At 61.3% G+C, this 19,348-nt stretch carries 19 protein-coding genes; 6 read left to right on the top strand and 13 right to left on the bottom strand.

Going from position 1 to position 19,348, the window contains the following annotated elements; all coding sequences use genetic code 11:
- Positions 1-2 precede the first annotated feature (2 nt).
- The 4 genes from IPP28_01015 to IPP28_01000 form a co-directional block, all read right to left on the bottom strand.
- Positions 3-1,949, bottom strand: coding sequence for a hypothetical protein (locus IPP28_01015; GenBank protein ID MBL0039638.1), 1,947 nt, complete (start codon positions 1,947-1,949; stop codon positions 3-5).
- Positions 1,946-2,851 (bottom strand): zinc ribbon domain-containing protein, encoded by a 906-nt coding sequence (locus tag IPP28_01010; GenBank protein ID MBL0039637.1) that lies wholly within the window; start codon positions 2,849-2,851, stop codon positions 1,946-1,948. Before IPP28_01010 ends, IPP28_01015 begins: the two co-directional genes overlap by 4 nt.
- Entirely contained in the window at positions 2,848-3,597 is a 750-nt protein-coding gene (locus IPP28_01005) for a hypothetical protein (protein MBL0039636.1), read from the bottom strand. The genes IPP28_01010 and IPP28_01005 overlap by 4 nt, the downstream gene beginning before the upstream one ends.
- Before the next feature lie 498 nt (positions 3,598-4,095).
- Positions 4,096-5,070, bottom strand: coding sequence for a transposase (locus IPP28_01000; protein MBL0039635.1), 975 nt, complete (start codon positions 5,068-5,070; stop codon positions 4,096-4,098).
- 242 nt (positions 5,071-5,312) lie between these two features.
- On the opposite strand from IPP28_01000, the gene IPP28_00995 reads away from it, so the two are divergent.
- From IPP28_00995 to IPP28_00975, 5 genes are all read left to right on the top strand, one after another.
- Positions 5,313-5,546 (top strand): AlpA family phage regulatory protein, encoded by a 234-nt coding sequence (locus IPP28_00995; protein ID MBL0039634.1) that lies wholly within the window; start codon positions 5,313-5,315, stop codon positions 5,544-5,546.
- Positions 5,543-6,775 (top strand): AAA family ATPase, encoded by a 1,233-nt coding sequence (locus IPP28_00990; protein MBL0039633.1) that lies wholly within the window; start codon positions 5,543-5,545, stop codon positions 6,773-6,775. Before IPP28_00995 ends, IPP28_00990 begins: the two co-directional genes overlap by 4 nt.
- Entirely contained in the window at positions 6,772-7,410 is a 639-nt protein-coding gene (locus IPP28_00985; protein ID MBL0039632.1) for a ParA family protein, read from the top strand. Before IPP28_00990 ends, IPP28_00985 begins: the two co-directional genes overlap by 4 nt.
- Positions 7,407-7,679: a hypothetical protein gene (locus IPP28_00980; GenBank protein MBL0039631.1), complete on the top strand. Its 273-nt coding sequence runs from the start codon at positions 7,407-7,409 to the stop codon at positions 7,677-7,679. Before IPP28_00985 ends, IPP28_00980 begins: the two co-directional genes overlap by 4 nt.
- A 223-nt stretch (positions 7,680-7,902) precedes the next feature.
- Positions 7,903-8,319, top strand: a complete 417-nt coding sequence (locus IPP28_00975; protein MBL0039630.1) for a hypothetical protein — start codon at positions 7,903-7,905, stop codon at positions 8,317-8,319.
- Positions 8,320-8,358: 39 nt separating this feature from the next.
- Here the strand turns inward: IPP28_00975 and IPP28_00970 are convergent, their stop codons facing one another.
- The 9 genes from IPP28_00970 to IPP28_00930 form a co-directional block, all read right to left on the bottom strand.
- The gene (locus tag IPP28_00970; protein ID MBL0039629.1) at positions 8,359-8,703 is read right to left on the bottom strand and encodes an HNH endonuclease; all 345 of its coding nucleotides are present in this window, start codon (positions 8,701-8,703) and stop codon (positions 8,359-8,361) included.
- Positions 8,704-8,798: 95 nt separating this feature from the next.
- Positions 8,799-9,158: a hypothetical protein gene (locus tag IPP28_00965; GenBank protein ID MBL0039628.1), complete on the bottom strand. Its 360-nt coding sequence runs from the start codon at positions 9,156-9,158 to the stop codon at positions 8,799-8,801.
- Between the two features lie 102 nt (positions 9,159-9,260).
- Positions 9,261-10,052, bottom strand: a complete 792-nt coding sequence (locus IPP28_00960) for a hypothetical protein (protein ID MBL0039627.1) — start codon at positions 10,050-10,052, stop codon at positions 9,261-9,263.
- A 149-nt stretch (positions 10,053-10,201) separates the two neighbouring features.
- Entirely contained in the window at positions 10,202-10,783 is a 582-nt protein-coding gene (locus IPP28_00955; protein ID MBL0039626.1) for a hypothetical protein, read from the bottom strand.
- Positions 10,780-13,602 carry a DEAD/DEAH box helicase family protein gene (locus IPP28_00950; GenBank protein MBL0039625.1) on the bottom strand — a complete coding sequence of 941 codons (2,823 nt, stop codon included), beginning with the start codon at positions 13,600-13,602 and terminating at the stop codon, positions 10,780-10,782. Before IPP28_00950 ends, IPP28_00955 begins: the two co-directional genes overlap by 4 nt.
- Complete coding sequence (locus tag IPP28_00945; GenBank protein MBL0039624.1) at positions 13,599-13,835, bottom strand: hypothetical protein; 237 nt, start codon at positions 13,833-13,835, stop codon at positions 13,599-13,601. Before IPP28_00945 ends, IPP28_00950 begins: the two co-directional genes overlap by 4 nt.
- Before the next feature lie 227 nt (positions 13,836-14,062).
- Positions 14,063-14,623 (bottom strand): type II toxin-antitoxin system MqsA family antitoxin, encoded by a 561-nt coding sequence (locus tag IPP28_00940; protein MBL0039623.1) that lies wholly within the window; start codon positions 14,621-14,623, stop codon positions 14,063-14,065.
- A gap of 2 nt (positions 14,624-14,625) precedes the next feature.
- The gene (locus IPP28_00935; protein MBL0039622.1) at positions 14,626-14,964 is read right to left on the bottom strand and encodes a type II toxin-antitoxin system MqsR family toxin; all 339 of its coding nucleotides are present in this window, start codon (positions 14,962-14,964) and stop codon (positions 14,626-14,628) included.
- A 24-nt stretch (positions 14,965-14,988) separates the two neighbouring features.
- Entirely contained in the window at positions 14,989-18,252 is a 3,264-nt protein-coding gene (locus IPP28_00930; GenBank protein ID MBL0039621.1) for a site-specific DNA-methyltransferase, read from the bottom strand.
- A 285-nt stretch (positions 18,253-18,537) separates the two neighbouring features.
- Between IPP28_00930 and IPP28_00925 the strand changes: the two genes are divergently transcribed.
- Positions 18,538-19,263: a hypothetical protein gene (locus IPP28_00925; protein MBL0039620.1), complete on the top strand. Its 726-nt coding sequence runs from the start codon at positions 18,538-18,540 to the stop codon at positions 19,261-19,263.
- Positions 19,264-19,348 lie beyond the last annotated feature (85 nt).

Here is a 19,348-nt window from a genome sequence, read left to right as displayed (position 1 = left end):
GGTCAATTTTCATAAACCGGCACCAGATTCTTCGCCCGAACCGTCCATTCGGCGCTGCCCAACGGGCGTCCTGCGCCATCCCATACCTTCACCGCAACGCGGTAGACCGCTTCCTTGTCGGGGCGGATCCCGAAGTAGTGCTTGATGTCGGGTGATGGCTCGACCTTGCCGTTGACACTCCACTCATAGCGGTAGTCGGGATTCTGCAGATTGGCTTCGAAATGGACGTCGTCCCAGGTGAAGACGTCGTGGGCTTCCACATCCCGGGCCGGGGTGACTACACCGTCCTTCCGGTAAGCGGGGATGACCTTCCAGGCGCGCAGGCGCAGCGCACCGGGGCTCGCTTCGGGCGCCGCCGCGGCCACCACTTCGATGCGCTTGCTCACGTCCACGATACTGCCGTTGTCATCCTTGAGCCTTGCCGACATCGTGACGATCCCGGCGCGTTGCGGAGCGTCCCAGTAAAGGAGTGCGCCGGTGGGCAGCGCCGTGCCGTTGATGCCCACGGGCTGATAGTCGGGGATGCCGCCCTGCAGGTGGACCTCGAATGTGGCCACTTCGCCGGCGAGTACGCGATCCGGTCCGCTGACCGTGGGCCGGCCGAGTTTGGGTGGATGGGCGCGGATCCGGTCTATCAGCGTGAGCAATTGGCGTACCTGATCGAGCCTGGGCTGCAGCTCCGGATAGATGCGTGCCGAGTCGCGCAGGATCTGTTCGGCCTCTGCCACCAGGATGCGCGCCTCGCGGAGTCGCCGACCCTGATGGGCCAGGCGGTAGCCCTGCATGTAGGGAATGCGCGCCTCGGCGATGACCTGGTTGGCGCGCTGCAGTTGTTCGGCGCGACTGGCCTTGCTTTCGAGCTCCTGCATCGTGGCGTACAGATCGTCGTGTGCCGCCAGCCCCGGGCGGTTGAAGTAGAAGTGCTTGACCTTGGTCAGCAGCGACTGCGCCTTGGCGAACTCGCCCTGCTTGATCAGCGCGTCCACGCGCAACATGCCGCGGATCGCGTCCAGGCGCAGTTCGGTTTCCGCCCACTGCTCCTGCATGGCCGCGTTCTCGCGGTCGTACTGCAGCATGATGATCTCCGAAACCAGTTCGGCCACCTTGGCGCTGGACAGGCTGACGATCACCCCATGCAGGAACAGGCCGCCGCCGACGGCACGCACCGCCACGTTACCGACCACTTCGAGGCCAAAGCCGACCGCGGCCTCGGTGGCCTCGGCGGCTTTTTCGCCACCATCCTCCATCGAGTTGATGGCGTAGGCATCGCTCAACACGAACAGGCCGTCGACACCGGTGCGCATGAAGGCGTTGAACAAGCTGGTGCCCTTGGCGGCCAGCTGATTGCGCACCAGTTGCCGTGCGGCACGCGCACGCGCCGGGGACAACTGGCGCAATGCGCTGGCAAGGCGCTTGTCGAGCAGTGATGGAATCGAGCCGTTCTTGGCGATCTGCTCTTCGGCACGGCGCAACAGCGCCAAGGCCTCGGCGCCGGCCGCGTCCGCCGTGCCATCACCCTGGCCGACAATGCTGCGCAGCAGGTCGTCGCCCTGGCCCCTGAAACGCGCCAGATGGGTTTCGCGCAGCGACGCGGCATACGCGCGCAGCTTGTTGCCCGATGCCAGCTTGGTCAGCTCATCGCCGGAACGGATGCCACGCAGGTTCTCGACGAACTCCTCCAGCGCAGCGGCATGACCATCCAGCGCGTAGACCGAATCAATCAACTCTTCGGTGACTTTGCGGCGCAGCACCGGATCCGTGCCGGCCAGTCCGATCAGCTTGCGCAGCAGGTCGGCGTCGGTCTTGGCCAGCACCTTGTTGATGTCACGCTGCACGACCTGGGCACTGCCGTCTTGCTGGTCGGCGCGCACGGGCGCGCTGCCGACGCACAGCAAGAGCAGGACCAGCAGCGGCGCGAGCGCACGGCTGTAGTGGCGATTCGCGTTCATGGTTCGAGCTCCCATTGCGCCAGCCGCGATCCGGCCCTGGCCGCCTGCTCGCGCAGCGACTTTGCCTTGCCCCGATCCTGGGCAACCCAGATCCCGGATTCGTACTCCTCGGCCAGCGTTGCCATTGCATGCACATTGCCGGCAGCGGCGGCGCGTTGCAGCAGCGCAATGGCCGACTGCGGCTCGGCGCGGCCGCCGAGACCGCTGCGCTGGGTCAGGGCCAGACTGGTCATCGCAGCGTCGTTGCCGGCTCGCGCCCGGGCCTGGAGATCGGGCAGCTTCCGCGTCGCCTCGCGGACCCTGGGGGCAAGCGGCGCGCGCACGGCTGCGGGTGTTTCGACGTCGGGGGCCTCGATGTCTACGATGCCCTCGATACCGGATACGTCATAAGGCGGGTTCGATGCGCGCGGGCTCGTCGGTGCTGCGGCACCTGGCGCGCGTGGATCGCCGGGCCCGTCCTCGTCGTCGAACCACTGCCACAGCGCCAGCCCCAGCAGCACCAGCATACCGAACCCGAGCAGCGCTCTGCCCGGGCCGCGTTTTTGCGCGGCTGCGGGTGGCACGCCCGCAGTTCCGGCGGTCCTGCGGCGCGACGGTGACCTCGAAACACGAACCGATTCCGCTGCGCTCGAGACCGACGGCTCGCCCGAAGGCCGGTTTGCGGGGTCTGTCCCGGCATGGCCGGTGGACTGGCCGCTGGTGGCGTCGGACGACGACCCGACGGAGGCAGCCGGAGCGCCGCAGTCTCGGCAGAACTTCGCGTCGGGATTCAGCGTGGTGCCGCAGGACTGGCACGTCGACGCTTGCAATGGAGGCGCCTCGGTCAGCTTGGCGCCGCAGGCGTGGCAAAAGTTCGCGCCATCAGCCACCGTCGCGCGACATGTCCGGCAATAGACTCTCATGCGCCGGGTGCCTCCGTGCCGGCATGCGGGTCCTGCGACTGCTTTCGACCTTGCTTGCTGCGGATGCCGCCGGCGGCGGGCTTGATGCGTGCCTGGATATGCGCCAGCACGAAGGCAAAATCCGCCGGCTCCGCATACACCTGGTTGTGCGTCAGCCTCGAGGCCAGATGGATGACCTCGCGCGTCGGGATGGCGCGCAGCGAGCGCACGTCGGCGAATGCCGTGTACAGGCTACGTCGGGATCCCGCCAGCAGGCCGGCACCCGCGGTTTGTGCGCTGCCCGATGCAGCGCCGGCGATCACCGTGAGCAAGGCCAGCACCTGATTGCGACGAAACTGGCGGCGCATGTGGATATGCCGGATACCGATGTCATCCATCTCGAAAATGACGCAGTACTTGCCACCGTTCAACCACGCAACCAGCGGATAAGCCAGCAGCATCAGCCCCGTCGTTATCGCGACGATCAAGCCGCCCACCTGGGCGAACGTGGTCGCCGCAGCATTCCAGCCGTCGCCATCAGTGAGCCGCAGCACCGCAGTCAGCAGGGCCGGGAACAGCGCCGCCAGCAGCATCACTTTCCAGATCGTGATCACCAGCGTCGGGTTCTTCCACATGTTGAGCTCGTAGATCCAACGCAGCACGCCATCGTGGCCTCGCGTCACACCCGGGCTGACCAGCAGGGTGGCGCCCGCATGCGCCCGCTCCTCATCGGCGGCAGGTTCGTCGGACGCTGTCGACGCCGACATCGCCGGCGCGTGGATCTGCGCGCCGCAAGCCGGACAAAAATGGTCACCGCCGGCCATAACCTGCCCACATCTCTCGCAATACATGCCGAGCTCCGCGTTGCTGTTTCGCCCACTTTGATCCATGCGGCGCCAAGCCAACTTGATCTGCGTCAAGGCTGGATGGCGCACAATGCCTGCGAAGGCGGGCTGCGCGGCAGCGCCAGCGGTGGACGGAGGTAGCGTGGCTCAGCTGTTCCTGCGCGGGCTTGGTGCAGTCCTGCTGGCCTGGGCACTGGTTACGCCCGCGCTGGGTCTTTTCGGCGCCGAAACCACGGCTGCCGTGACGAATGTTCGACGCCAGGGTGGCGAGCGCGGCGAAGCCTTGCCCAACCGCTACACCTTCATCGTGAGCTACCGCTTCGTACTGCCCGATGGGCGCGTCGTGGAGTCCAGCACGCAGATGATCGGCGACTTCGCCAACATTCCCGCGCTGCACGCCGAGCAACCGCTGCGCGTGCGCTACGTGCCGGCCTGGCCGGCGCTGAACAGTCCGTCGATCCAGGCAAGGCCCAATCTGGAACACCTGCTGGTGGCCATCGTCGGTTGCGTCCTTTTGTTCGGCCTGTGGCGTGCCCGGCCCAGACAACGGGGTAAATAACGGGCAGGTTCAGTTCCTGCAGGAATGCCGGACTGGTTCCTGCACGCCCCGTCACATCGATGCTGCGGCCGCGACGAATTTGGCTCGATGCTCGAGGCAAAAAACCCGCCGCTGCGCAGGAGAAAACACGGGTCAGGTTCGACTCTTATACCCGGCCAACCTCGGCTGGCATCTGAGGAAAATCTGTTATGTGGTGCGCCACATAAGGGATTATCGAGCACCACATAGGTCACCGATCCGCCGAAGCTGCGGAACGCTTCCTCGTGCAGCCGTGCCCACGTCTCCTGATCGGCCTTCCAGACCACCTTGCGGAAGCTCTTGCCCGAGTACTTCAACGTCATCACGAACAGGTACGGCCGCCGGTACTTGCCGTTGTCCGACAACGTCGGCGCGCCCTGTCCAAAATCGACCTGTGCTTCTTCACCGGGTGCGCTCTCGAGCACGTCGAAGCGCTCCGGATCGCGCTGCTTCAATGCGCGCACGAATCGCTTCACCGAGTTGTAGCGGTGCGCAAACCCGTGCTGCTCGACCAGGTCCTGATAGATCGACACCGCATTGCGGCCCAGCGCGACTTGCGCCTCGATCCATTCGCGATGCGCCGCGCACGCGGAGCTGGCCTGCGCTGGAACGTGCAGATCGACGTCTGCAGGAGCCGGTGGCCGGGGTGGGGGAATTTGCTCGGCCGCCGATCCTGAACCGGTGGCCATGGGGGAATTTGCCGTCGCCGCATAACGCCGCACCGTCTTCCGGTCCACGCCCGTGCGCCGCGCAATCTCGTGCTGGCTCGCGCCGTGCGCCAGCAACGTCGCGATCGTCACCCTCAAGTGCTGCTTCAAGACGTTCACTCCTGGCTCCCGGAAAAAAGGGAGCAGCGTAGACGTCCCGATCACTCGCCCGGCACCCGCCGGGCAGTCATCTCACTGGGGGATTTTCAGGTGGCCACGACTGGGGGAGTTTGGGTGGCCGCCGGGGCCCGTTTTGATCCCGCTCAAATCGGGGGTCATAACCGACATAGCGCATCGAAGGATTCGTATTCTGGACGTCGCCGGAGATCGGCAGACAACCAAGGAGACTGACGATGACGAACAACAAAGTATTGCGGATTTCGAGCGTGGTGGAGCGCACTGGCTTGGCCAGGCCGACCATCTACAAGTTGATGGCAAACGGAAAGTTTCCGCGCAAGATCAAGCTGACCACTTGGGCTAGTGGGTGGTTAGTGGAAGATGTCGACCAGTGGGTTGAAGATCGCATTCGTGACTCCAGGGACCACGATCCGACACTGAAGCGGAATCTGGATGAAGCATCGCCGTGACGACGCGACTGCCGATATCTCGCTCGGAGATCAATTCCGAGCGGGCCTCTGGTGTCGAGCTCGTTGGGGCCGACACGATTCCAGTCTCAGCCATCCAATGGCTGTGGCGGGGATGGTTGGCGCAGGGAAAGCTGCACGTCTTGGCGGGCGCGCCGGGTACCGGGAAGACAACGATCGCGATGTCACTTGCGGGTGTCGTTTCGATGGGCGGACTCTGGCCGGACGGTGCGCGATCACTTCAAGGCAATGTCGTCATCTGGTCCGGTGAAGACGATCCGGCGGACACGCTTGTTCCGCGATTGATCTCGACTGGCGCCGAACTTGGTGGGATTTACTTCATTGGCGATGTGGCGGATGGGCGCGGTGTTCGGCGTCCATTCGACCCCGCCGTCGACATACCTCAGCTGCAAGCTGAGATGGCACGGGTTGGAAATGTGGTGCTGCTGATCGTAGACCCGATCGTATCGGCCGTTGCTGGCGACTCGCACAAAAATGGCGAGGTGCGGCGAGCCTTGCAGCCGCTGGTCGATCTTGCCAGTCAACTCGAAGTCGCCGTCCTCGGAATCACGCACTTCTCAAAATCATCGATGGGTCGAGATCCAATCGAGCGCGTGACAGGTTCGATCGCCTTCGGCGCAATGGCTCGCATTGTCATGGTCACCGCCAATGAGTCTCAGGCCGACGACTCATCTCGAATTCTCGCGCGGGCGAAGAGCAACATTGGACCCGATGGGGGCGGATTCCGGTACCAGCTGGAACAAGTCGATGTCATGGGCATCGATGCGTCCCGTGTTACGTGGGGTGCAGCGATCGAGGGCAAAGCGCACATGCTGCTCGATGGGGCGGAGTCGGCACCGGAACAGCATCGATCCTCAAGAGAAGAAGCAAAGACATGGTTGCATGATCAGCTTTCCGATCGGCCGCGATCGAGTAAATCGATCGAAGCAGCGGCAGAGGAGGCGGGTATTTCCTGGCGGACCGTGGAGCGTGTGAAGTCCGAGCTCGGCGTCGTCTCGAAGAAGTCGTCGCAGCGAGGCGGCTGGGAATGGAGCTTGCCGCAAGCTGTACCCGAAGACCGCCAACGCCGCCACGGAACCGATACACAGAGAGCTGGCGGAGTTGGCGGTGTTGGACACGATCTTCTCGCCATACCTGAGTCGCTGCTTGCCGAGCACTGCACCGTGAACGGCGGCTCTGGGCGCACCGATCTCCTGGAGTTCGACACATGATCATCAGCTTGGTTTCGGCGAAGGGTGGCACTGGAAAGTCGACGCTCTGCGTCAACTTGGCGGCCTTGGGCGCCAAGGAAGGGCTGAAAGTTGGGTTGATCGATCTGGATCCGCAGGCGACTGCGTGCGGCTGGCAAGCGATGCGTGGATCCGGCGACATCGAGATCGCGGTGGCTCATCCACCCACGTTGGCTACGACCGCTCAGCGGATGCGAGAGGCGGGCTGCCAACTGGTAATGGTCGATACGCCACCGCATCATTCCACCGCAGCAGCGGCGGCAGTGCGCATTGCCTCGTTGACCTTGGTGCCGGCCCGTCCGTCCGCGTTCGACCTGGCTGCAATCCTGGAGACGATCGACCTGGTTCGACATGCCAACGGACGTGCTGGCGCCGTACTCAATGCAATCCCAGCGTCATCGACGGTCGCAGATCAAGCGCAGGACGTGATTGAGCGCGCCGGCCTCAAGGTGTTGGCGCGGATCGGGCAGCGCATCGCCTGGCAGCATGCCGCCGCAAGGGGGCGTGGCGTCTACGAGACCGAGCCTGGCGGGGCGAGTGCGTCTGAACTGGTGAGACTTTGGAACGCTATTCATGAACACATGAATGCACGCACCCATGAGGACATGACGTCATGACGGAGAAACCCAACCTGGCCGCCTTTGCAGCAAGGGCGACAAAGAAGGCAGTTCCCTCCGCGGCGCGCCCGGCGGATCGCGAGCCCGTCAAGCATCTTCAAGTGCGAGTGACCCGAGACGATGCAGTTCGCTTCAGGCGCGTTGCGGAAGACAAGGGCCAGTCTGTCCAATCTGCTCTGATTGATGCGATGAACTTGTATCTGCGGAACGCCGGTGCGCATCCCATCATCGACATTGGCACGTCGTCGCGTGGTGTTGAATCGCAATAACGCAGGACTCACCGAAATGTCTTCGCGGATGCGCAGTCTGGCCCGTTGCTCACACGCATGGTCGAGCCAAGTGATCGGGTTGGTGGCAGACTGCACAGAAGACTCGCTCTGCTTCGCACAATGCGGCCGCCCGATGAACGCGAGCTGATTCGTCAAAGGCTGTCGCCGAAGCAGATGACCTCACCTCCGTCGTGAGTGCAACGACTGAACAAGGTAGATACGAATGACGACGATTGCGCTGATCTCTTGTGTCAAGTCGAAGCGTCAGGTTCCTTGCGCGGCGAAAGACCTATATATCTCGACGCTGTTCCAAGGCATGCGACGCTATGCGGAACGTCATGCCGACGATTGGTACATTCTTTCCGCGGAACACGGATTGCTGCACAAAGAGCAAGTTGTTGCCCCTTATGAGAAGACGCTCAACAAGATGCGCAAACTCGAACGTCGCGCGTGGGCAGACCGAGTGATCGATCAGTTGGGCACGAATTTGCCGGAGCATGCTGACATCCTGATGCTGGCTGGAGAGCGCTATAGAGACGGACTGATGTCGTGGCTCTCGGCGCGAGGGCACCACATCCGCGTGCCTATGGAAGGTCTACCGATGGGCAAACAGGTCCAGTGGCTTCAAGGGTCCATGTGACCAATGAACCCATCGGAAAGCCAGCGCCATCTCGCAGAGCTATGTCACACCGAATCGGTCGCAGAACTCGCGGAACCGCTCTCCGAGGGCATGTGGATCTGGGTGCAGTCGTGAATCGATGGGGGTTTGAAGTTCTTTCCCTTGGAACTGACCGTAATCGGTTTCTTGTATCAGCGGTGCGATCCTGATCTTCAGATCTTGAGGGTCAATTGCCATCAAGCCGAGGTCGAATAGCGTATGCAGATCAGCGCGAAGCAGAAGTCCATTGACGACAGCATTCGTGTGAGGTCCTTGGTAGGGCTTGATATGAGCAGCCTCCAGCACCTCTGCGACATCGCATTTGCTAACCGCGCATTTGTGCCCGTAAGCGAGCAGCAATGACATTCGAAATGCGGGCTGGCCACGGCGCCGAACGATTGACGCAACGACTCGATCGCGGGCGTCTTCCTCGCTCGATGCATCGAATTCGCGAGCGTCGGCTAGTTGCCGCTCTGCCTGGCGCAAGGCTTGGTCGTTGCCGCGGACTTAGCATCCACGATTCCGCCAGTGGCGAATGAGATCTTCCGGACCTCAAATCCCAACTCATTGAGCTTGCGGCGCACAGTCGTCTCGCCGCCGCTGAACTGAGCGGACGTCAGCGGTCCCTGGTCTGGATGTTCCTTGCCATGGGCTGCGCCGATGATGGCTTTTGAGTCGAACAGCTGCCCCTCGTAGACCAAGAAATACTCTTTTGCACGTCCGAAGCCATAGCGTGCGAGGAACTGATCACGCCCCAGCGACTGACACTCACGAATAGCGCTGATAATGGATGACCGCTGGCGGATACTGTTCAAGGACATCGGTGCCTCCGAGGTAACGACGATTGTCTTGATCTGACTGGTTTTCCATAGGCGCAGGCACTTGGGGTCGTGCCGAAGAATCCAGGCGCCTCATCGTGCACTTCACCCGACACCCAGAATCCAACCTTCGACGCCAGCGATCGCTCGGTCATGGTGGTTGAGGATGGGGTCGAAGTGCCGATCGAGAACACCATCGCGGTCAGCCTGTTGAAGCCAAGCCGCGACGCTGTAGGCGTCGTGTTGGTCGCCCGTGCGGCCGTCAGTCGGAAAGGCGTGTTTCCAGAGCGCGGGATACACCTCGGCAATGACCGACCTGCCGGAATCGATCTGCCAGCCGTCGAACGGCCAGAAATGGATCGACGACGCAAGCCGGCGGCGCAAGAACCGCAGCCACGGTATGCCCGCATGAGATGACTTGGCGACTTGACCTTGCACGTCGAAATGAAAGACAGACTTGGCGCGGGTGCGCTCTTCACACAACCGCCGCCATCTGGTCAGGCCGCTACGCGCCGCTCCATTGCCGACGGCGCCGTCTCGTACGAAGTCGACGTAGGTGCTTGGTTCGTCGGTGGGCCAATGTGCACAGAAATCGTCAAGAAAGACGTCCCAGTTCGGGAGGATGAGGTGCTTCTCGAAGTATCTGATCGGAAACGAGAACGCGTGGTCGATCCCAACGATGGTGGGAGTCCCCTCAGACAGTAGCTCGGCAAGCCAGTGTGCCAGTCCTCGGCGAGTCCAGTACTTCCTCGGGCTCGGTGGCGGCTCAATCTCGCTTGGCTCCGCATCGGCCTGTGCAAGATATACGCGAAGGCCCTTCAAGCTGCTTTCCGCCGTCTCCGCACCAGAATAGTCGACCCCGACATAGCGATCGAAGCGTGGCAAATGCGCGTTCATGGTGCCGTCGCCAGTTGGCGACCAAGCATGCATCGTCCATCTGCGCTCATTGTTGCCGAAAGGCTTGGTCTGGAAGACAGAAGCGCAGATCCAAATCGGTTCGGCTCTGTTCTTGTGGCCTTGATGGTGATGGGCATGTCTTTCGTGACTCAGGGTGCTTGTCGCGTTGGCTTGCTACGCGTGGACCACTTCTTCGGATCCGACGTTGGGCCTTCTTCGATCAGTCGTCGGAGTTCAGCGAAGTCGCCGTCGGCGCGACTGCTGATGTGCGTCCACGCGGTCTTGAAGGCAGCGCGCTTAAGATTCGAGTGGATACCGTCACACCAGAACACCCAGGTCTTCTGGGAGATCCGCCCCTGTTGTCGAAGGAAGATTTGACCGTTGCAGAGGTCGAAGTAGTGATAGAACTCATCGAGATGATCCTTCAGATCTTTAGCAGAAATGGGTTTGCCGAGCAGTGCCGTGGTGGGGATGGTTGCAGCCAGCGATCGATACTCTTGGTTGATTGAATCCTCGAACGCGGTGACCTCTTGCTCTTTTGTCAGTTCGAGTTGAGCGGCCGCAAACAAGACACCCATGGCCGTCGCGATCGAGGCAATGTCCGACCAGGTCGCGTCCCACATGCGGGCGGCTACGAACATCAGGATGCATGCGATTGCGGGCTTGATCCGTTCAGTCGACATTGGGCGGCCACTCAAGTCTTGGATGTTGGACGTGTTCTCGCCGATCAAGTTTCATCGCCGACCCGTCCAGTTGTTGCATGGCGTGCGATCACATCCTGAATCTGGCTCGGCTCAAACGCGACATCCCAAGCCCAGCGACCGAAGCCGCCTTTCTGATTGACGCCTTCGACCCATGCAGCAAGCGCTGATCGCTTGGCGCGGTTCTGGTCGTCGTCGACGCCCTTGATTTCGAGGATCAGAGTTTTGCCGTTGGTCAGGCGGACGATGAAGTCTGGAATGAATCGTCGGCGCGATCCATTCCACAGATAGTGGATCTGGAAGCCAAGGTGGTCATTCTTGACGTAGCTGGAAACGGCTTCGCTGCGTTCGAACAGATTGGCCGCAAAGCCTTCCCACGCGCTGTCGCCAACGACGTGGCTGACCTGAGACTTCACCGTCGGAATCGTTGGCCGGGTCGTGTACCAGGTGCGCATCTGACGCGTGGAACCAATCGGCGCGTCTTCGTCGAAGATCAGTTCCATGCGCTCGCTGTTGTGCTCGTAGACGTAGCGGAGCAGATGCTGCACGACGCGATCGATGTTGAGCGTGATCAGGATGCGCTTTCGCAATGCATCCTGATGGAACAGGCTCGGGATATCGAGTTTGTCGGAAGCGATGAACTCCTCGACGATGCGGATCAGTTGCACCACCAGGAATTCTGGATTGCCGCTGAAGTTGCCGCGAATCTGATCGAAGGCCTTGCGAGCCGCGAGGAAAGTCACTCGCTGCAGGCGGAACGCTTCCGGCAGCTTCTCCAGGTCGATGACGTGGATCTTGCTCCAGTCAGTTGCGCCGCCCAGCGCAGGTGCGATCTCGGCCGAGATCGGCGTTGCTTCGGGACGCAGTTGCAGTGCGGCGACTTCATGCCAGCGAACCGCCAGCACTGGTTTCACGATCGGGTCCACGCGCAGTACGTTCGGCCAACGGATCTCCAGGCTGTTGCGCTCAGGCAGCGATTCGATCTGAGTGCTGGGTTTCGGAGGGGGAGGCGCGACGCCGTCCTCACCGACGTCCTGGAAGATCGAAAGCGGCACGCCGAAGATGTTGACGAACTCCGGCTTGAACAGCCCGTTTTCATCGACGTCGTAACCGACGCGCCGCAGGCCACGCCCGATCACCTGCTCACAGAGCAACTGGCTGGTGAAGGCACGGAGCCCCATGATGTGGGTGACGTTCTTCGCGTCCCAGCCCTCGGACAGCATCGCCACCGAAATGACGTTTTGCAGATCCTGGCCGGCGGTGCCGCGCTTGCCGACGTTGTCGACGATCTCGCGCAGGATCTCCTCCTTCTTGCGCGACAGCAGGGCTTCTTCCCGATCGATGGGCAAGCCGGCGGCCTGCACGATGGCCTGCAAGCGCTGCTCGTAGTCCTTGTCCGCTGCTGCGGTCTCGCCGATCTCCGCTTTCTCCAACACCTTGGAGTCTACGCGCAGCGTGCGTTCCGGCGCATGCAGCTCCGGCAGCAGCGAATCACCGCGATTGAAATAGCTCTCGATGCGCGCTGCGGTCTCGGTGCGGTTGCACACGGTCAGCATGACGGGCGGCGAGGTGTGGCCAGCCGCCTGCCAATCCTTCGCAGCGGCCAGCCAGTCGGCGCCGAGCAAGGTGTAGGCATCCTGGACCAAGGGCGGCAGCGGATCGGTCGGTTTGGCGCCACGTGCGTTGAGGTCTTCGGCGACCTCAGCCTCGCGATACAGGTGATAGAGCTTCGGGCGAAGCGTGCGTGCGTTGGGCAGCGCATCGTCACGCACGACCACGCGCGGTGTCTTGACCAGGCCCGCCTCGATGGCGTCATTCAATCCGAAGTCGGACACGATCCAGGAGAACAGGCCTTCGTCGGTATTGGTGCGGCCGGTGGGCGCGAACGGTGTGGCGGACAGATCGAAGCAGCGAATGATCCTGCGCGTCTTGTGCAGACGATCCAGCCCCTCGATCCAGCGCGTTGCTTCTTCGAGATCGATGCCGCGCTCTTCCGCATCCTTCTTGCTGATCTTGATGTCGGCCGGTTTGCGATAGGCGTGGTGTGCCTCGTCGTTGATGACCAAGAGGTCGCGATAGTTCGCGAGTTTGCCGAGCACGCGCCGGGTGTAGGCCTCGTCTGATTCGGCGCCTTTCTTGACGACGGATCGATCCTGCTCCTTCAGCGGCATCAGCGCATGCCAGTTGTCGATGACGATCTCGGCCTGGTTCAGGCGCTGACGCAGTGACTCGGAGGGGCAGAGCCCGAACTCGTCATAGACGTTCGCCGGGTTTCCCGGCAACAGCACCTGCAGGCGCTCACGCACGGTCAGGCCGGGCGCGACGATGAAGATCGCGCGCGAGAAGTCCTTGGTGCGCTTCGGGTAGGTAAGCGCGTTCAGCGTCTGCCAGGTGATGATCATGGACATCAGCGTGGTCTTTCCGCTGCCGGTCGCCATCTTGTTGCAGATGCGCTCCCACGGCCCGCCATCACCTTCGAGGAAGATGCCCTGCTTGAACTCTGCGGTGGCCTCGACCCACCAGATCAAGGTCTCGATGGCCTCCAGCTGGCAGAAGTAGAACGGCAGTTGCCGCGCGCCCCGGTCCTGCCAGTGCTTCAGCAGGCTGCGGGTCACGCTGGTGATGCCGGGATAGTCCGCATGTTTCCATGCATCCATGCGTTCACGGATGCGGTTCACTGTGTCCAGTGATTCGACACGGCGCGTGTTGTTGCGTGTGTCGAAGACTTCGTAGGCGGCTGGCCGCCGCCCTTCCACCAGGTTGAGCTTGGTGCCGGCGCCTTGCTGCCAGTGGCGGGTCGGGCAGTCGTAGGGTGAATTGATGATGAGCGACTTCGGTGCAGTCGTCACGCCATGAAACCTAAGAACAGCGGAATGTCGAGATGCGGAAGACGGGCCCTAGAGATGGTATCGAATACGTGTTGTCGCCAGAACGGCCACACGTTATGCGCGGCGTTGTTGTCCGCGAATGCCTTGATGCATTCTTCGTCGATCTCTGACTTGATCTCGTAATTCACGAGGAAGTCGGCCTCGATGATGAAGATGGCATTTGGGTCTTCTCTTCCCGGTTCTGATGGCGGCATCAATCGTGCACCAAGTGAAACGAGCACTTGCAATGAATTGACATCGCCTTCCGGCGTCGACTGCTTTCCTAGGAAGAAGCGGACATCACGCTTGTGTTCATGCTGAAAGGTGCCCTTGAGTTTCTCAGGGTCTCGTTCTGGCCTCGACAGGCTGCATTCAAAGAGAATGATGTCCAGAATCTTCAGGCTTTCAGAAGCTTTCCGGATCTGCTGTTTCAGTTCCGGTGTCATGCGCGACGTCGCTCTTGATAGGCATCAATTCGGACCACTACTTCCCTGCCGCTCAAGCTAGCATTCTGAAGTTGAGTGGAAGACGGGCGAAGTTCGCCGTATTGAACATAGTCGCCAGAGTGCCAACCTCCGGACGGGGACAGGCCGGCCTCGAACCGAAGATACTCGATCACCCCAGGAACGAAATCGGCGACCTTGATCAGTCGATCCATCGCCACGCTCTGAGTCACATCGCCGCGCTCGTACTTTGAGAACGCATTGGCGCCGCCGCCAAAAACTTCGGACGCCTGGGCCTGAGTAAGGTCCAAGCGCTCTCGAATCGCACGTATCTCTGCACCCGTCAGCAAGCCGTCGGCCGTACGCTTTGCATCGGCAATTTTCAGCTGATTCCGACGAATCTGATGCGCAAAGACAGGGTCGGCGCCGCAAGCGTCGCATCGGAAGCACTCAAGATTTGTGACTCGAACCGTTGCTTCGCCATGACGGAAGTCGCCTTCCCAAGTCGAAGCAGACAAGGTGCCGATTCCACACTCGGTGCATGTCAAAGGCATGTTCATAGTTATCGCTGCAAGTGGAGAGAACACAATTCGATGACCAACACATCGTCGTCCAATCGAAACTTCACATAGAGGTCGTCGAGAGGCCGACCGATGCCCCAGCGAAGCTTGTAGACGTCATGCCATTTGCCACGGGCGACGTAACGTTCGGAGTGTGAGAAGTCTTCCGCGCGCAGAGAGCCCAAGCAGGCGCAGACGTCATCAAGTCCGTATCCGAGATTGGCCACATCGAGCTGCACTCGAGTCCCCGCATAGCGCAGCGATTGGCGCGCGGCCAAATCGTGGACCCGAACGAGCGAGTAGTCAGCATCCTGCTTCTTCTCGGGGAACTGGGTAACCATTATGGTTAGTCTTCCTTAACCGAGTCAATCCAGAGAGATTACTTTTAACGATTCGATGCCCCGGTCATCCACGATCTTGACCGCGACTTTCCGATTCTCGCCAATCTCAAAGGGTAGCGAGACAGTCCCGTGCAACTTGTCCAGCAATTCCTCGTTGAGCTCGGCCTTGATGTCCTTCTTGAGCTTGTTCCAGCCGTCCTTGGCGCCGGCCATGGGGAAGAAGAACTGGCGTGGGAAGAGGCTGCGTTCGTCGTAGTCGGTGTCGAGTGACCAGGCGGCGATCTTGCTCTTGCCGCCGGAGACCAGGTCGCCCTTCACGGTGTCAAAGTAGTCGAAGCCGTGGACCTCGACCTCGTAGCGGCCGTCCTTGCGCTTGCGTACCTCGACGTCCGGCTGGCCCATGAGCCAGAAGCTCTGGTTGCTGGAGCGCGCCTTCTTCAGGTCGTCGGTGAGCAGGTCGGTGTTCATTTGCGCCTTGAGGGCGGTGATGCCGCGCGTGGCGTCGATGTCCTTGGCTGCTTCGGGGTCGAAGGTGAAGGCGCAGAACACGATCATCTTCGGGCGCGGGAACAGTTCGCCGGCCTCGCGCATGGCGAGTTCCACCTGGCGCTGCTCCAGAGCCGCGTGCTCAGGGCCGAAGCTGACGACGATGCGTTCGCCGCTGTCAAGGTTGCCGGTGCAATGCAGGTGGCGGAAGCCTTCGCCGGTGGGCAGGGTTTCGAGCTCGGCGAACTTGAGCATCTGCCCGCCCTTGCCGCGAATGCCGGTCTTCAGCAGTTCGTCGCGCCAACGATGCTGGCGCGAAGATTCGCCGGATCGCGCAATCGACACATCGGCCTCGGCAGCCGGTGCCTGCTCATCGAGGGCGAGCACGGTCGGGAAGGGCACCGCTTCGACCGTGAAGGGGCCGGTGATGCGCAGCTTGTCCTTCGACACAGTCGGTTGGTCGTACAGCGTTTCCTGGTCGGCATGCGACGCAATCGATCGGTCCATCGCCTTCTGCATCAGTTCGCGCGTGCCCAAGAAATAGGCAAGCGCAATCTTGGCGTCCTCCGACCATTCCTTTGGAAGGTCGAACGGGACTTCCCACTCCTGCAGCGCATCGCCCTTGGCGAAGTTCAGCTGTTTGCCCTTGCGGCCACCTTCGGTGACGAGGAACGCTTCGGCGGGCGGCTTCTTCTTGAGTGCAGCATTAATCTTCTTGAGGCCTTCCTCGACGTCCGGATGCATGCGCTCCCAGATCTCGTCGATCTCGGGATTGTTGGCGATGGACTTGAGGGTGACGTGCGGGACGGTCTTGTAGATGAATCCGCCCTTCAATCCTTCGTGCGGATACTTCAGCTCGAAGTAATCGTAACTCGCGGTCATGAGTCGCTGCTTCGCGAGCGTCACGGCCACACGCGACGTATCGCAGGTGATCCAACGACGTCCCCATTTCTCAGCCACAAACGCCGTTGTGCCTGATCCACAGGTTGGATCAAGCACAAGATCGCCCGGGTCGGTCGTCATCAACAGGCAGCGCTCGATGACTTTGGTGGCTGTCTGCACCACATACACCTTTGGATCGCCAAACCCGCTTTGCCGGGTGTCGTCCCAGATGTCGATGATTGGCTTACAAGGGAAGTCGTCTGCAAATCGAACGAATCTCAGCGTTGCACCGATACCCATCAAACGCTCCGCTCGGCTCAGTCGCGATAGACCTTGCGCATTCGTCTTCCAACCGCCTTTGCCCGGTTCAAATGACGCGCTGCGAAACGAATATGAAAACTGCGTCGTCGCACCACTCGATTGTGATGTCAGTGGATTTGGGGCAAAAAGCCGAACGCTGCCTCCCTTGATGGCGTCAGGTTCGACATCTGAAGCGCTCAGTCGGCGACCGGCTCCGTCTCTGACGAATCCATAGTTGAAATCCTCGTCGTAGTCTTTTGGTAGAAACAGACGATTGAGCTTCAGTTGTTCGCGCGACTTCGCGTACCAAACTAGGAAATCACAAGTTTGAGGTACAGCGTCAACGTACCCGCTGGGACTCCCCGCTCCGGTCGTCTTTCTAAAAACGATCATCGGGAGCGCGTTGTCGCGACCGAAAATGTCGTCGAGCAGATTTCGGACGGTGTGCAAGTTCTCGTCGGAGATCTGCACGAATACGCTGCCCGATTCGTGCAGCAATTCCTTCGCGAGAAGTAGTCGATCGCGCAGGTACGTGAGGTATGAGTGGATGCCCAGCTCCCACGTATCCCGAAACGCCTTGATCATCTCCGGCTCTTGCGTCAGGTCCTGATCGCTGCGGTCCTTCACATCGCGCTTGTTCACGAACGGCTGGAAGTTCGAACCGTATTTGATGCCGTAGGGCGGGTCGATGTAGATCATCTGCACCTGACCGGCCATGCTCTCCTTCTGAAGCAGCGAGTTCATCACCAGCAATGAATCGCCGGCGACCAGGCGGTTCGACCAGCCGCGGTCGTGCTTGTAGAACTCGATCGCCTCGCGATACGGCAGCGGGTTCTCGAACCAGGCGCGGAACATGTCGTCCTGCGGACCGCTGGTGCCCTTGTTCTGCTTGACCCGTTCCTGAACCACCGCCAGCACCGTCGCCGGGTCGATGCGCTCGTGCACATGCAGGCTGACGGTGTCGATCTCGAAACTGGTGCGTTCGGCCTTGCCCGCCCAATTCAGATAGGGCTCGCCCATGCGCTTCAGCGTTTCCAGCGCGGCGCGCATCGTGGCGTCGTCGCCGCTGGCGAGTGCATCGTCGATCAGCTTCTCGACCTGGGCGCGGCCGACGTCGAACTGCAGCGCAGGATCGAGGTGCGGGTCGTAGACCCATTTCGTCTTCGGCTGCTCGGGGTCGGTCTCCGGCGTCACCACGCCGACGTCGGGGTTATTGCGGCGCTTCTGGTCGTGGCGATAGGCGATGACCTTGGGGTCCTCGTCGCCCTTGCGCGCTGGGTTCGTCGGCTCGCCAGTCTTGCGTTGCGACAGCGCGGCCTGCACGTCCATCTGCTTCGGCTTCGGGCGCTTGGCCTCCTCGGGGATCTCCTGGGCTTCCAGCGTCAAGCCGGGTGACGTATCCGAGTTCGTGCGCCGCACCGAGCCGCCGCGACCCATGCCCTTGGCCAGGAAACCGTCGATCAGCAGCAGGTCGCGGGCGCGGCCGTATTCGTCCTCCGCCACCGTGCGCCCAAGCCGCTCCGAGAGCAGTTCCCGCAGCCGCTGGTTGCCGATCGCCGTGCCATCGTCCGGCACCAGCTCCTTCATCGCCGCAATGAGCGCGCTGTCGATCTTGGCCATGTGCTGCAGGCTCCTGTGCTCGCCATCCGCGTGGACGGCATCCATATCGACCAGAGTCTAGCCGCAGGGGCAGAGGGCCGGGAATTGCGGGTTGTGTGGCGACCGTCCACACCCTTCTCAGGATCTGAGACTTTCAATGGAAACACTCGGCTGGCGCACTCGAACCGAACGCCAGCGTCATGCGCAAGGCGGCGGTGCAGAACTCCTCAACAGCAAGCAGGCTGGATGCTGAGGACAGGCAGGCCCGATGAGTGCCAAGGGTCGACAGAAAATGGGAGCAGCACCATGGAAGGCATTGGCATGACATCAAGTCTGCGTTCGTTTTACGGACTTCCGGGGATTCCCGGCGACCCATTTTTTTTGCTGGAAGCGAAGGCGGGGAAGTACAACCTGCCGGAGTCGGGCTCAGCAACGGAGCATGAGTTTTCGTCTCTGATGGGGTTGGTCGCAGACCCGCGCTTGATTGACGAGTTTCAGTGCTTCCTTCCGCTGATCCGAGGCATGTCGGGCTGGGTTGCATTCGCGCCCGACATCAGTGAATTGGGCTTCTGTTATCGCAGCGAGGACTATCCGGTCCTGGGAGCGCATGGCATCTCCTGGTTGTTGGTCTTGCGTCCTGGCGACCGATTTGGCCAACCGGGTCTGAAGGATCTCTTTGCCCACGAGCTTGCGCACCTTTACGCAGGAGAGGGGCATGGGGTTGCCTTTGCAATCGCATTGAATGCCATCCGTTCCCGGTGTGGCCTACCCCCAACCACGGACCCGTATGATGTCCAGGAAGCCTTTGGGGAGTTCGACTTCGATATCGATCCCGTAGAGGCCGCCAAGATTGCGCCCAACTGGTGTGCGGATATCGGCTTCGCGCTCGCGGCCTCGGACGATCTTGCTTCTACGCTTTTTGTAGGGATCGAAATGGTCCGGTCCCGGCTATGGTTGGCAGAGTCCGAAATTCGATCAATCGAAGATCTCACTCGCCTGGGTCGGGAACTGAAAGACTCGCTCGCATGTTGATCTATGGAGCGAGGCTGACATCGAGGATCTGCGGCAAGGACTTGGTCCCTGCTTCCGTCGGCATGCCTCGTGTCCCGCGGATCGA

The sequence above is a fragment of the Lysobacterales bacterium genome (genome assembly GCA_016721845.1).
GTDB lineage: Bacteria > Pseudomonadota > Gammaproteobacteria > Xanthomonadales > Ahniellaceae > JADKHK01.
Note: the sequence above shows the minus strand (reverse complement) of the source record. Positions and strands in the feature narration are given on the sequence as shown.